11 protein-coding genes, 1 pseudogene and 1 riboswitch are annotated in these 13259 nt (G+C 65.1%); of the genes and pseudogenes, 6 read left to right on the top strand and 6 right to left on the bottom strand.

The window, feature by feature from the left end; translation table 11 throughout:
• Positions 1–42: 42 nt before the first annotated feature.
• Positions 43–765: a TetR/AcrR family transcriptional regulator gene (locus tag BMF89_RS11625; protein ID WP_078107264.1), complete on the bottom strand. Its 723-nt coding sequence runs from the start codon at positions 763–765 to the stop codon at positions 43–45.
• Between the two features lie 117 nt (positions 766–882).
• On the opposite strand from BMF89_RS11625, the gene ptsP reads away from it, so the two are divergent.
• The 3 genes from ptsP to BMF89_RS11610 are packed head-to-tail and all read left to right on the top strand — an operon-like array spanning position 883 to position 3908.
• Entirely contained in the window at positions 883–2571 is a 1689-nt protein-coding gene (gene ptsP, locus BMF89_RS11620; protein ID WP_078107263.1) for a phosphoenolpyruvate--protein phosphotransferase, read from the top strand.
• Between the two features lie 39 nt (positions 2572–2610).
• Complete coding sequence (locus BMF89_RS11615) at positions 2611–2889, top strand: HPr family phosphocarrier protein (protein WP_078107262.1); 279 nt, start codon at positions 2611–2613, stop codon at positions 2887–2889.
• Positions 2890–2942: 53 nt separating this feature from the next.
• Positions 2943–3908, top strand: coding sequence for an SAM-dependent methyltransferase (locus BMF89_RS11610; RefSeq protein WP_171983466.1), 966 nt, complete (start codon positions 2943–2945; stop codon positions 3906–3908).
• 108 nt (positions 3909–4016) lie between these two features.
• Here BMF89_RS11610 and BMF89_RS11605 read toward each other — a convergent pair whose 3' ends face one another.
• Together BMF89_RS11605 and BMF89_RS11600 are read right to left on the bottom strand one after the other, a co-directional pair.
• Positions 4017–5255 (bottom strand): acyl-CoA dehydrogenase family protein, encoded by a 1239-nt coding sequence (locus BMF89_RS11605; RefSeq protein WP_139359634.1) that lies wholly within the window; start codon positions 5253–5255, stop codon positions 4017–4019.
• A 102-nt stretch (positions 5256–5357) separates the two neighbouring features.
• Positions 5358–6134 carry a TetR/AcrR family transcriptional regulator gene (locus tag BMF89_RS11600; RefSeq protein WP_078107259.1) on the bottom strand — a complete coding sequence of 259 codons (777 nt, stop codon included), beginning with the start codon at positions 6132–6134 and terminating at the stop codon, positions 5358–5360.
• 60 nt (positions 6135–6194) lie between these two features.
• On the opposite strand from BMF89_RS11600, the gene BMF89_RS11595 reads away from it, so the two are divergent.
• Positions 6195–6590, top strand: coding sequence for a helix-turn-helix domain-containing protein (locus tag BMF89_RS11595; RefSeq protein WP_078107258.1), 396 nt, complete (start codon positions 6195–6197; stop codon positions 6588–6590).
• 262 nt (positions 6591–6852) lie between these two features.
• Positions 6853–7003: riboswitch (cyclic di-AMP (ydaO/yuaA leader) on the top strand.
• A gap of 19 nt (positions 7004–7022) precedes the next feature.
• On the opposite strand, the gene BMF89_RS21945 is transcribed toward BMF89_RS11595, so the two are convergent.
• The 3 genes from BMF89_RS21945 to BMF89_RS11580 form a co-directional block, all read right to left on the bottom strand.
• Positions 7023–7967, bottom strand: coding sequence for a hypothetical protein (locus BMF89_RS21945; protein WP_216353813.1), 945 nt, complete (start codon positions 7965–7967; stop codon positions 7023–7025).
• Between the two features lie 324 nt (positions 7968–8291).
• Positions 8292–9506, bottom strand: a complete 1215-nt coding sequence (locus BMF89_RS11585; RefSeq protein WP_078107256.1) for a PucR family transcriptional regulator — start codon at positions 9504–9506, stop codon at positions 8292–8294.
• Between the two features lie 63 nt (positions 9507–9569).
• The gene (locus tag BMF89_RS11580) at positions 9570–10913 is read right to left on the bottom strand and encodes a cation:dicarboxylase symporter family transporter (RefSeq protein ID WP_078107281.1); all 1344 of its coding nucleotides are present in this window, start codon (positions 10911–10913) and stop codon (positions 9570–9572) included.
• Positions 10914–11268: 355 nt separating this feature from the next.
• Between BMF89_RS11580 and ald the strand changes: the two genes are divergently transcribed.
• Together ald and BMF89_RS11570 are read left to right on the top strand one after the other, a co-directional pair.
• Positions 11269–12387 (top strand): alanine dehydrogenase, encoded by a 1119-nt coding sequence (ald, locus tag BMF89_RS11575; protein WP_078107255.1) that lies wholly within the window; start codon positions 11269–11271, stop codon positions 12385–12387.
• A gap of 564 nt (positions 12388–12951) precedes the next feature.
• Positions 12952–13259: pseudogene (locus tag BMF89_RS11570) on the top strand (HNH endonuclease); the annotation flags it as partial.

Below are 13259 nucleotides of genomic sequence, written 5' to 3'. Positions count from 1 at the left end.
ATCAGTGCGGGATCAGTCGATATCTATCGAAGGAGGACAGCTCTAGGAGCTGCTGGAGATTCGGTGAAGCCATTCAAGGAAAAGCTTCAGTTCCGAACTGGATAGCTGGTCTGAATGCGAGGCTTGGAGTGCCGCATTCAGCGCGATTGCCGCAACAACAACGGACGACTTGCCGGAGTCGTCTGCTGCGGCGCCACGGGCAATTTCCGTGGACACGGCGAAAATCATGGAATCCCGGGTCATGGTGGAAAGTTCGAGGTTCCGGTCTTCCAAAGGCTCTGCAATGAGCATGAGCGTGACGCCGACGTTGGCCGCCAGGATGCTCCTGGCCGCCTCGCGCGGGGGTACGTTGATCTGCCCGGCAATGGCCGCCTTGCTCAGCATCTCCTCCAGAAGCGACTCGGCATCAGCCACGATGGCCGGCCTGCTTTCCGGACGGATGTTGCCGAACATCACCAGGTAAAGGTGCGGTTGGGTAAGTCCGAACTGGACGTGGTTGTCCCACATCCGGCGGACGTCCTCCAGGGGTACCCCAGAGGGTGCGAAGTCCCGCTCTCCCGCCACATACTCCTCGAAGCCGGCTGAAACGACGGCGTCGAACAGCCCCTCCTTGTCGCCGAAGTGGTGGTAAAGCGTGGGCGCCGTGACGCCGGCAAGTTTGGTGATTTGGCGCGTAGAGACCGGTGACCCGTCCGAATTCGCCAGCAACTCGGCAGCTGCACGGAGCAGCCGAGTTTTGGGCGGAAGCTGGTCATCGAAACTCATAGCCGCTACCCTAGCACCTATAGCAACGCTATATGAAGTGAGTCACAGGAGATTTTTTCGGACCCCGAGGCGCCGCAGCCGGTGGGTCCGATCCGAGAGCAGGAACAGAGGATTTCAGTGCAGAATTTCCAAGGAGTAGGCGTTAGCCCGGGCCGCGTCATTGGCACTATCCGTCAGATGCCCAAACCAGTCAGCGAACCGCCGTCGGGCGAACAGCTAGCCGCATCCACCACTGCGGAAGACGCCGTCGCTGGCCTGAAAGCCGCGGCCCAATCGGTCCACGACGAGCTCAAAGCACGGGCTGACAAGGCCAGCGGCGACGGCAAGGCGGTGCTCGAAGCCACGGCGCTCATGGCCAAGGACACCATGCTCCTGAAGTCGGCCACCAAGCTCATCAACAACAACGGCAGCTCCGCCGAACGCGCCATCTGGGAAGCCGGAGCCTCCGTCTCCGAAATGCTCCACAACCTGGGCGGATACATGGCCGAACGCGCCACCGACGTCCTGGACGTCCGCGCGCGGATCGTCGCCGAACTCCGCGGAGTCCCCGCCCCGGGGATCCCGGCGTCGGACACTCCGTTCATCCTGGTGGCCGAAGACCTCGCTCCCGCCGACACCGCAACGCTGGACCCCGCCGTCGTGACTGCACTGGTCACCTCGGGCGGCGGACCGCAGTCCCACACCGCGATCATCGCGCGCTCGCTCGGCTTGCCCGCAGTCGTCGCGGCCCGCGGAGTGGACGAAATTCCTGACGGCGCCGAAGTCTTCGTGGACGGCGCAGCCGGCTCGCTCTCCCTCGAACCCAGCGAAGAACAGCGCGCGGCCGCCCTCGCGTGGGTCGAAAATGCCGCCACCCTTGCGGCTTTTGACGGAAACGGCACGACGGCGGACGGCCACTTGGTGCCCCTCCTCGCCAACGTCGGCGGAGCCAAGGACGCTGCCGCGGCCGCGGCGCTGGGCGCCCAGGGCGTGGGCCTTTTCCGCACCGAATTCTGCTTCCTGGAACGCGACACCGAACCGACCGTGCTGGAACAGGCCGCCGCGTACAGGGGCGTATTCGACGCGTTCCCGGGCAAGAAAGTGGTGCTCCGGACCCTCGACGCGGGCGCCGACAAGCCCCTTCCCTTCCTCACCGACGCCACCGAACCCAACCCGGCACTCGGCGTGCGCGGTTACCGCACCGACTTCACCACACCCGGTGTTTTGGACCGCCAGCTCGAGGCAATCGCCATAGCGGCCGACGAAACAGAGGCCGAGGTGTGGGTCATGGCGCCCATGATCTCGACTGCGGCCGAGGCTGCCCATTTCGCGTCGATGTGCGATGCCGCGGGCATCAAAAAACCCGGCGTGATGGTGGAAGTTCCCTCGGCGGCATTGACCTCGGCGTCGGTCCTGCGCCACGTGGGTTTCGCGTCCCTCGGCACCAATGACCTCACGCAGTACGCCATGGCGGCCGACCGGCAACTCGGGCCCCTCGCCGAACTCAACACCCCGTGGCAGCCCGCCGTCCTGCGCCTCGTCCAGCTGACCGTGGCTGGCTCGGTCGAAGAGGGCAGCGGCAAACCCGTTGGCGTCTGCGGTGAGGCTGCCGCGGACCCGGCCCTCGCCGTCGTGCTTGTTGGCCTGGGCGTGTCCACGCTGTCCATGACCGCGCGGTCGCTTGCCGCCGTCGGAACCGTGCTCAAAACGGTGACGTTGGAACAGGCGCAGGAGCTGGCCCGGCTGGCGCTCAGCGCACCGGATGCGCTCGACGCAAAGGCCTGGGTCCGTGCCAAACTACCGATCCTCGAGGAACTCGGGCTCTGAGCCCGGCTGGACTGTCCTACCTGAATACAAGGAGAAACCATGCCCGAACGCACCGCCACCATCGCCAGCCGCTCCGGATTGCACGCCCGCCCCGCGGCAATTTTTGCCGAAGCCGCGGGAGAATCGCTGGTTGAAGTGACCATCGCGATGGCCGGTTCGGCTGCCGACGACGCGCTCGACGCCGCCAGCATCCTTTCGCTCATGACGCTCGGCGCGGCCAAGGGCGACGTCGTGGTGCTTCGTGCGGAGGGCGACGGCGCCGACGCTGCCCTCGATTCCCTGGTGACACTCCTGGAAACGGACCTCGACGCCGAGTAGGCGGCCTCTTTTCCAACGCTCGCTCACCGTCGATGAGCCGAAAAGGACCGAAAATGCGCAAGCCCGATGCCGCCGTCGCGTTCTATGCGCTCAGCATTGCGCTGCTCCCGGTGTCGCTACTCGGCTATGTGATCTGGGTGGGAAAGCTTTTGTCTGCGAGACCTTCTGGCGTGTCGACAAGTGCGCAGGCCCCGCTCTCCGCGAGGTGGGCGATGCACAAATTCGGCGTGCGCGAAGACCAGGCCGCCATCCGGTTGTTGCCCCTGCTTCCCGGCGTTCCCTGGTTGGGCATGCGTTTGGCATTCTGGCCGACGGTCTTCGCGCACCGCGTCACGGGTTTCGTCCCGAAGACGTTCCGCTACCCCTTTGAGGGCGAGATACCTCCACAAGCGGAGGCATCGGCGAGGGTCACGTTCTTCGACAGCGCGGTAGGCCGCGCCCTTCCCGGGATCGACCAGTTGGTCGTCCTCGGCGCGGGTTTCGACACACGCCCGTACCGCCTCCCGCCGGACACGCCCGTCAGTTCCTTCGAGGTAGATGCCGCAAGGACGCAGGCGGTCAAGCGCGAAATACTCGACAGGGCAGGAATCGACGCGCACAAGGTAGCGTTCGTGTCCGCGGACTTCGAGAAGGATGATTGGCTCGCCAAACTCGTCGACGCCGGGTTCGACGTCGGGCGTCCGGCGCTTTTCCTCTGGGAGGGTGTCACGATGTACCTCGACAGGAACGCGATCGAGGACACGCTCCGGAAGGTCGCGAGTTGCGCCAAGGGGAGCTTGCTCGCCTTCGACTACTTCACAACCGAGGCCCTTGAATCGAGAACGCCATATTGGCGATTCGGGCGGGCGGCGGCCACCGCAGCGGGCGAGCCATTGAGGTTCGGAGTGGACAGGACACCGCCTTCGCGGGAGCGCCTGGCCGAACTTCTCCGATCCAACGGGTTGGCTCTCCTCGAACAGCGTGGGCTTGGTAGCGAGAATCGCGCGTGGGGCGGCTTCGCGATCGCCGTGGTGGAGTAATGATCTGAGCGAGCGTTCCGTCGATTGGGCTCATATCCGAGCGCGCGTCTGGGATTTTGGCCATATAGGTGAGCGAGCGTCTCAGGAGGCGCGGTGCGGGACGCCGCTTTACGCGAAGGCGGAGATGCCCGTGATCGAGCGCCCGATGATCAACGCTTGAACCGTCTCTGTGCCTTCGTAGGTATGGATGCCCTCGATGTCGGCGAAATGCCGGGCCACGCGGTTGGCCAACAAGATCCCGTTGCCACCGAGCAAATCGCGGGCGTTCGAGGCGATGCTGCGGGCAGTGCGGGTGCACGTGAATTTCGCGAGCGCCGCCTGTGCTGGAGTCAGCACGCCCTCCTCGTCCAGCCTGGTCATCTGCATGACCATGAGCTGCATGGTGGCAAGCTCGGAGTGCATGCGGGCAAGGCGCTCCTGCACAATCTGCGAAGCGGCCAGCGGGCGGCCGAACTGCCGGCGTTGGGCGGCATACTGCACCGCCGTTTCGTAGCAGGCAGTGGCATGCCCGACGGCGGACCAAGCCACTCCGAGCCGGGTCGCCAGGAGCACCCGGGCCGTGTCCTTGAAACTCCGGGCGCCCGGGAGCACGTTTTCGGTCGGGATGAAGACATTCTCGAGGCGGATGTGTGCCTGCCAGATGGCCCGGAGCGAGAGCTTGCCTTCGATGGTCGTGGCGGAATATCCGGGAGAATCCTGCGGGACAAGGTATCCGTGAACTTGCCCATCATCACCACGGGCCCAGACGACGGTCAGGCCTCCGATCGAGCCGTTGCCGATCCATTTCTTTTCACCGTTGAGCACATAGCCGCCCTCGACGGCCGTTGCAGTCGCCTCGAGCCCCACAGAGTCGGAGCCGTGGGCCGGCTCGGTCAGGGCGAAAGCGCCGTATTCCTCGGCCCGGGAAAGCGCGGGAAGCCAACGGGCCTGCTGCTCGGGGGAACCGCATTCGGCCACGGACCGCAGTGCCAATCCGCCCTGGACCGCGACCACCGTGCCGATGGAGCCGTCCCCGCGGCTCAGTTCCATCGTGACGAGTCCGGCGGCGGTTTTGCTCATGGCCGGGAACCCGTCGACGTCGATTCCGTCGCGCAGGAGGTCAAGCTCACCGAGACGCTTCACCAGGTGCAGCGGATACTCAGCGCGCTCCCAGTACCCCGCGATGACCGGGAGCACTTCGTCCTGCACAAAAGTCCGCGCACGGTTCCAGTAAGCGCGGTCTTCGCCGCCAATGTCTTTGAAAACGGAGGCAGGATCCGGGTCCAAGGATTCGTTCAGGACATATCCGGGCTCCATGGTGCCAGCCGGGAACACAGCATCCAGTTCCTCGGAAGTGCTGTCGGACATCGTCGTCATGGGGAATCCTCGCTTTGGACTGCGATCTGCGACTCCCAGCATGCACTGACACTCAGTTTCATGTCAAGGAACTCGATGTCAGGGAGGGAAGAATTAAGCCAGGGCATCCCGGACCGCTTGAAGGATTTCTTCCGTGCCCGCTGCCGGATCCAGGACAGCGACCACGACGGCGGGGCGCCCGCTTTCCGCGGGCGGCGCACCGACCCGCACTCCACCAGTCTCGGCGGCTGAAGCACGAGCAAAGGTATCGGCCAGGGCACCCAATTCGCGCCCGAGCCGGGCGGCCAACCCCGGGGCCTCAGCTTCCCGCGCCTCGCGCTCCAGGCTCCCGACGCGCTCCGCACCCGCCGCGCGTTCGCCGGCAGAAACCGCCCACAGCCATTGGCGCAGGACGCTGTTGTGCACCGCGACCACCGAAGCAGCAAAGGCCACAGCCGTAGCCTCCCGGCTTTCGCCTTCGGGCAACGCGGAAAGAAGATGATTCCGAAAAGCCCGCTGATAGCGATGCGTCATCACCAGTTCGCGGTCACGGAGGGCCGGCACTCGATGCAGGAGTTCGTAACGCGCCAGGGAAGTTTCCCGGCTACCCACGTGGTGGTTGAAGACAAGGAGGGCCGCGTCCACGACAGCACGGAACGGATCCGCCGTCGTTCCCGATAAGAACTCCTGGACCCGCGCGAGAATACGGTCGTGATCGGCGAAAACGATGTCCTCTTTGGAACCGAACTTGCGGAAAAACGTGCTCCGGCTAATACCGGCGGCTTCGGCGAGGTCGTCCACGGACGTCGCGTCGTAGCCCTGCCGTACCAGCAGCTCGATTGCCGCGGACACGGCCGGGCCGGGATCCGGATTGGCGGGGTAGTTGACCATAGGCGTGAATCTAACACGGCGGCGTAACCGCACGGCCCCGAGCGCGGCTAGGCTTCTGCCATGGCATTGATAGCTCCCCGCGTGACGCCTGGCTTGACCGCGGACGACGCCCGGAACCTGGCGCGCTCCCTCCAAGACAGCAACGACATCACCGTCTTCGTCGACGGCACGGTCCACCGCCTTCCGGACGAGGCGAGGGACGCCGTCGTCGACCTCCTTGGCAGGCTCGGCCGGGGCGAAGCGGTGACCGTCAGCAGCGTCGAGGAAATGCTCACGACGTCGCGGGCGGCTGAGCTCGCGGGAATATCGCACACCTACCTGCGGAACATGACCGACCGTGGCGAAATCCCGGTCGAATACCGCGGCACGCATCGCCGCATCAGGCTCGCGGACATCATGGCGTGGCTGGAAACCCAGAAGAAGACCGCCGCGGCAGAAGAGGAAAGCAACAAGTAGAAAGCCAGGCGAGGGCCGCCTTCCCGCGGACGAGGACGGCCGGCCGTTCACCTGCCGGGCGCCGCGGAACGGGGCTGTTCTTCGTGGGCGGGGTCGGGTGCGACGCCGAACACGTCGCGGGACTCATCGCCGGGCGGAGCCGAGAAAAACCGGTCACCCAGCCCGTTATCCAAATGTGACTTTGCATGCCGGCTGTTGTACGGTCGAGGGGCGACCCAGTCCCCACCGGGCCGCTTCCGAGTTGACGCCGAGCTCTGCCGCAACCCGGAATCCGCCAGACCCGCGGCAGAGACGGGGGACCCAGAGTCTCCGGGCCTATTTCTCCACAGGCCCTTGGGGTGAAGCCGCCAAGCGCGGCCGGACGGCCTCGTCCGAACCCGACAGCTAACCTCGAAGGCGTTGAGAGGCAATCACCATGTCCCCAACCATGGATCAGCCTCGCCGTGCCCAAGTGCCGAGCGAGAGCACCAAGCCAACCGGACGTCGTCGGGCCAAAGACGGCGGACCGTTCGTTGCGGCACCCGCTTCTGAACCTTTGAGTTCGACGCCGGAGCCCACCCCCGCGGCAACCCCGACGACGGCGGTGCCCACCACGCGTGCGGCCGCCCGCGCGGCCGAACGCGAGCGCGCTGCCCAAGCCAACGAAACCACGGCGATTCCGACTGTGGCTCCTGCGACGATGGCTGCAGCGACCGCAGAACCACCCACGCCAGAACCAGCCACCACGGCGATTCCGACGGTAGCTCCTGCGACGATGGCTGCAGCGACCGCGGCTGCCGCAACAGCAGCCGCCTCGACTGTCGAGCCAGCCAAAACCGAGAACGCAGCTACAACGGCACTCCCGGCGGCACCCCGCGCCGGCGTCGGCCCGGCCTCGTTTACCGGCTCGTCATTCAGCCACGAACCGCACGCCGTCCTCAAGAAAGCTGCCAGCATCCGGACGATGAGCAACCGCATGGCAGTGGTTGCAGGCGCCGTAGGCATCTTGTTGACCGCCGGGTCCCTGGGCCAAGCCCTTGAGCTGCCCTTCTTCGGCCAGGAATCCCGCGCGCAGGACGCTGCCAGTACGGACAGCCAGGGTTCCGCGCCGTCCGGCGCCCCTTCCACGACGGCGAGCGCTTCCCCCAGCGCCGCGGCATCACCTTCGGCATCTACCCCGAGCGCCAAGGCCGGGCAGGCCACCACGAACCCTGCCCAACATTCGCCGCAAGGACCCGCCCCAGCCCAACCGTCGGGCGTCCCGGGACCATCGATTTCGGTCCAGGTCCCGTCCGCGATCCCGTCAGCATTGCCCCCGAGCCTCGCGCCGGTGCCCGTTCCTTCCGTTCCGGCCCAGCCTGACCCTGCGCCCAGCCCGGCTCCCAGTGGGCCGACCACTCCCGCCCCGACTCCAACGCAGACTGACACGCCGTCCCCCGCGCCAACAGGTTCTTGGAGGCCACGGACCCCGGCCAGCCCCAGTCCTACTCCCACGCCGCAACCCACCCAATCAGGCGTTGATCTTGGGTCGATTTTGGATGCTGCAAGCGGGGTCCTGCAATGAGGATGGGACAGCATCGAACACCTGCCGTCGAGTGGCATGGACGATGCTGCCAAAGCAACCGGACGCAGATGCTTCAGTACCGCCCGGACCGCTGGCGCTGCAGCATTCAGTCGAAGCAGTTCAACAAGTAGGCCAGCGCGGCTTCGGGTCTAGCGGCGTCAAATCCGCGGACGGCCCGCCCAACGGCGCGCTTTGAGCGCTGCGTGGAGTTCTAGCCGGGTGGCACCATTCAGCGGATCGGCGCCGATGAGCTGGCGGACCCTCGCCAGCCGGTTGTAGACGCTGCTGCGGTGCAAGTGGAGCTTCGCGGCCACGTCCTGCACAGAGCCGTCGCTGTCGTAGAGCAGTTCGAGCACGGGCAGGAGCTCTCCGTTTCGATCGGCATCCTCGACCTCTTGGAAATGTGCCGAGCCCGAATCGTCCCAGCCACCGGGCGCCTGAAGCCGTTCGAACATTTGGTAGATACCGGCCGAACTGCTGTCCACCAGCTCGCCCAGCGGAGGGTCGACGGCGGCAGCCTGGGCCGCGAGCTTCGACTGCCGGTAGGCCCTGCCCAGCTGGCGGATGACTGAAAACGGTTCGCTGATGCCCAGAATGACGCGGTCCACTTTCCGGCCGGCGCGCTTGGCGAGTTCCAGCTGATAGTGGACCAGGACCTGGGCGTGTTCTGCCCGCCCGCCGGTTTCGCGGAACAACAGGACCGAGTGGGTCTCGGTGCCGGCGCTGAATAGCACTGAATCGACCCCGATAGTAGCCTGCAGCGCGGCGGAACGGTGCGTCAGGGTCGCCGCGATTGGATCCGAGACGCCTCCACTGTCCGCCGCGTCGAGGACGGTGACCAGCTGCCACGGTCCCCTGCCCTGGATTTCCTTCCATCCCGCCACGGCGGCCACCGCGTTGGACTCGCCCTGGCATGCGGCGAGGAATTCCTGCTCACGTCGACGCCGGAACTCCGACTCGGCCGTGTTGGAATCGAGCAGCAACCCGGCGAGGAGGTCCAACTCGTCCCGGACGCCCGGCAATTCGGCGAGTATCGCCGTCGCGGTCTGCTCGTCAAGATCCTGCTGGACCCACAGGTACCCGACGCGGAATCCGCGCACCAGCAGCGGGACGCAGACGCGCCCCACCATCCCGAGGTCCTCATTGGCGGGCACGACGACGGGACGCACTGCGGTAGCGATGCCGTGCGAGAGCTGCCAGGCACTGACGTCCACCGGGACACGCTTGCTCAGGAGGAAGTTCACGCGCACCCTGTCGGCGTGGGACTGGTTGGAGCTGTAGGCGAGCAACACGCCGTCGAGGTCCTCCAGGGAGAGGCCGCGGCCCAACTTGAGTGCGACATCCTCGACGATTTTCTCCACGTCTTGTTGCATGGAGCAAGACTACTTTGCTGGACGCCCACGAGTGGCTGGATTTGTCTATCCAGCGTGGGCCATCTATCCGGCGTGGGCCGGCATGGGAGCCTCGCCGGCTTTTTCGGGGAGGGCGTCTCCCCCCCGGAATGCACGAAGCATGGCGTCCCGATCGAACTCGCCTTCCCACTTCGCGACGACAAAGGTGGCCACGCAGTTGCCGAGCAGGTTCACTACCACCCGCATGGAGTCCATCAGCCGGTCCGCACCCAGGAGAAGCGCGACGCCCGCGACGGGAAATATCCCCAAGGCACCAGCCGTGGCCGACAAAGCGAGGAAGGCTGAACCGGGAACGCCGGCCATGCCCTTGGATGTAAGCATGAGGATCCCCAGTGCCACAAGTTGCTGCCCGAGATCGAGATGGTGCCCGAAAGCCTGGGCGAGGAAAAGCAGGGAGATCGACAGATAGATTGCGGCACCGTCGAGGTTGAAGGAGTAGCCGGTCGGAATAACCAGGCCGGTGGTGCTGCGCGAGCAACCTGCGTTGGAGAGCTTGGCCATGATGCGCGGCATGACAGATTCCGTGGACGCCGTACCGAGGGCCAGCAGGAACTCTTCACGGGTGTACTTCAAAAACTGCCAGAGCGGCACTCGGGCGATGCCCCACGCCACGAGGAAGAGCAAAGCGATGAAGACGACGGCGGCGCCGTAACACGCCGCGATGAGTACTGCATATGTGCCCAATGAATCCAGTCCGTACTGGCCAATGATGAACGCCATGGCACCGAACGCGCCGATGGGTGCCACCCGCATGACCCAGGCCATGATCTTGAAGAACACGTCCAGGACGGTTTCCAGGAACGTGAGCATAGGCCCGCACCGTTCCTTGCCGATCACAACAACGGCCGAACCGAAGAAGACGGAGAAGCACAGGACCTGCAGCAGGTTGTTGTTCGCGAAGGCACCCACGACGCTGGTGGGGATGACACCGAGCAGGAACTGGCCCACGTCCTTGGGCGGGGCGGTGCCGGTCTTGGCGTTCAGGGCGTCCTGGCTCAGCGAATTCGGATCGATGTTGAGCCCTGCCCCTGGCTGGACGAGGTTGCCCACCACCAGGCCGAATGCCAGGGCGAACAGTGTGGCCCCGGTGAAGTAGATGAGTGCCTTGGCTCCGACACGGCCCACGGCCTTGACATCCCCCACCGCTGCGATTCCGGTGACGATGACCAGGAAGATCAGTGGAGCGATGATCATCTTGATGAGCTGGATGAAGCCGTCGCCAAGAGGACGCAGTCCGGAACCGATACTGGGCCAGAAGTGGCTGATCAGCACACCTGCAACCACGGCGGCGAATATCTGGACGAACAAGGATTTGTACAGGGGCTTCCTGGATGCAGGAACAACAGTCGAAGAGGTCTGCGTCTTCATGGTGCTGGCCAATCGTTGGACGGAGGTGCGCGGTTGCTCGTCCACGATAGGAAAGCCACGTTTCACCGAAATGACACAAATGTCACAAGAAGAATCATTCATGAAACATACGTTTCAACTGGCGGCCCAGAGCTCGTGTCGGATCCCGAATCACCCGACGAACATCAGGCGACACCTGACGCTCTCAGCTTCGACAAATGTCGAGTTGCAGGAGGCAAAAACCCCGGAAATACAAGGAAGTTCACGACGGTGGTCATCGCCTTTGCTGTCGCCTGGCTCACAGCGGATTTATTCTGGAATCACAGTCCCCCGCAGCGAAAAAGGCCGTTGAAGCCTTTCGAAGATGGAGCCCAAAATGATCATCGGTGTCCCCAAAGAGATCAAGAACAACGAATTCCGCGTTGCCATCACGGCCGCGGGCGTTCACGAATTCCGCACCCACGGCCACACCGTCCTGGTGGAACGGGGCGCAGGCCTGGGCTCCGGTATCACGGACGAGGAATACGCGGTTGCCGGCGCGGAGATCGTGGCCGAAGCCGACGACGTCTGGGCCCGCGCCGACATGGTCATGAAGGTCAAGGAACCCATCAAGGCCGAATACCACCGCTTCCGCAAGGGCCTGATCCTCTTCACCTACCTGCACTTGGCCGCTGAGCCTGAACTGACCCAGGAGCTCATCAACTCGGGCGTCACCGCCATCGCCTACGAAACCGTCCAGGAAGGCCGCACGCTGCCCCTGTTGGCACCCATGTCCGAGGTCGCAGGCCGCCTGTCGGTCGTCGTCGGCGCTTCCTCCCTGATGGCTCCAGCCGGTGGCAAGGGCGTGCTGCTGGGTGGCGTCCCGGGTGTCCGTCCGGCCAAGGTCGTTGTCCTCGGCGCCGGTGTTGCCGGTACCAATGCTGCCGCGATGGCTCTTGGCTTGGGCGCCGAGGTCACCATCCTCGACATCAACATCAACCGCCTCCGCGAACTGGATGCCCTCTACCAGGGCCGCCTGAAGACCGTCGCCTCCAACGCCTACGAGATCGAGAAGTCAGTCATCGACGCAGACCTCGTGATCGGTTCCGTGCTGATCCCGGGCGCCAAGGCCCCCAAGCTGGTCACCAACGAGCTGGTCTCCCGCATGAAGGCCGGCTCCGTGCTCGTGGACATTGCCGTGGACCAGGGTGGCTGCTTCGAGGACACGCACCCCACCACGCACCAGGAACCCACGTACAAGGTCCACAACACGATCTTCTACTGCGTCGCCAACATGCCGGGCGCCGTTCCGAACACCTCCACCTACGCCCTGACCAACGTCACCCTGCGCTACGCAGTGTCGCTGGCCAACCTGGGCGTCAAGGCCGCATTCGACCGCGACCCCGCCCTGGCAGCCGGCCTCAACATCGCGGCAGGCAAGGTCACGCACCGCTCAGTCTCCGAGGCGCACAACCTGCCCCTCGTCGCCGACTGGCACAATCTGGTTTCGGCGTAGTTTCTCTCCGCCGCTGACTGGCGCGGCTTAGCGATCCCGACGGCGGGGTGCGGCTTCCATGGGAAGCGGCACCCCGCCGTCGTGGGCTCGGCACATGGACGAATATCGACGTCATCCGAGCTTGGTCACCCACTGGCGGGCCGGGGTGCTGGAGCCGTGGCCAGGCGCAAAGGCAGCGACCGAGACCGTATGGCTCCCCTTGCCTGAGGGGACCGATGGGGTGAGGTACCGGGAAGGCCTGAACGGACGGCTTGGGCCCGATGGCCCAGGAGTTCGCAGCCATGGGTTGCCTCATCGACGTTCTTTCGCCCCATTTGACGGCGTTATCCTGCGCTCCGGAAGATCAAGAAGGGATGCAGCTAACGTCGGTGGCACTTTCTTTGCCCTTCCCAAAAATTTTCAAAATTTTTTCGGTTCTTTCGCTTGGACGGGTCTTTTCGGCCTAAAAATGTCGTAGGCCTCTGGAATGCTTTGGTTATGGAGGGGACTCGGGGAACGCAGCTGATCGGATCGGGCGCGCCAGCGGGCTGCGCGGTCCCCGATGCTGCCGTGCCGGGCGTCCGGATGCGGGATCTGATCGACTCCGTGAGATCGCTTCGGCCAGGCGCCGACAGTACTGACCTGATCAACCAGTTGCGTGCCCTTGAAGACTTGAAGTCCGCGGCCGCGGCCGCGCAGGCGAGGATCGCCATCGCGTTCGACGCCGCCCAGCGCAGCACCGACGCCGCGGCCGGTGTCCCGGCCGACGAACGCGGACGCGGCGTCGCAGCCCAGGTGGCTTTGGCCCGGCGGGAATCCCCCGCCAAAGGATCCCGGCTCCTCGGACTCGCGAAGGCGCTGGTCACCGAAATGCCGCGCACCCTCGCCGCCTT

Source organism: Arthrobacter sp. SRS-W-1-2016, assembly GCF_002009585.1.
GTDB lineage: Bacteria > Actinomycetota > Actinomycetes > Actinomycetales > Micrococcaceae > Arthrobacter > Arthrobacter bambusae_A.
This window is presented reverse-complemented; position numbering and strand designations above follow the sequence as displayed.

Excerpts from the sequence above, each read along its gene's own strand:
- BMF89_RS11625 (WP_078107264.1), bottom strand. The coding sequence starts at position 765 with ATGAGTTTCGATGACCAGCTTCCGCCCAAAACTCGGCTGCTCCGTGCA.
- BMF89_RS11615 (WP_078107262.1), top strand. The coding sequence starts at position 2,611 with ATGCCCGAACGCACCGCCACCATCGCCAGCCGCTCCGGATTGCACGCC.
- BMF89_RS11610 (WP_171983466.1), top strand. The coding sequence starts at position 2,943 with ATGCGCAAGCCCGATGCCGCCGTCGCGTTCTATGCGCTCAGCATTGCG.
- BMF89_RS11605 (WP_139359634.1), bottom strand. The coding sequence starts at position 5,255 with ATGTCCGACAGCACTTCCGAGGAACTGGATGCTGTGTTCCCGGCTGGC.
- BMF89_RS11600 (WP_078107259.1), bottom strand. The coding sequence starts at position 6,134 with ATGGTCAACTACCCCGCCAATCCGGATCCCGGCCCGGCCGTGTCCGCG.
- BMF89_RS11595 (WP_078107258.1), top strand. The coding sequence starts at position 6,195 with ATGGCATTGATAGCTCCCCGCGTGACGCCTGGCTTGACCGCGGACGAC.
- BMF89_RS11585 (WP_078107256.1), bottom strand. The coding sequence starts at position 9,506 with ATGCAACAAGACGTGGAGAAAATCGTCGAGGATGTCGCACTCAAGTTG.
- BMF89_RS11580 (WP_078107281.1), bottom strand. The coding sequence starts at position 10,913 with ATGAAGACGCAGACCTCTTCGACTGTTGTTCCTGCATCCAGGAAGCCC.
- ald (WP_078107255.1), top strand. The coding sequence starts at position 11,269 with ATGATCATCGGTGTCCCCAAAGAGATCAAGAACAACGAATTCCGCGTT.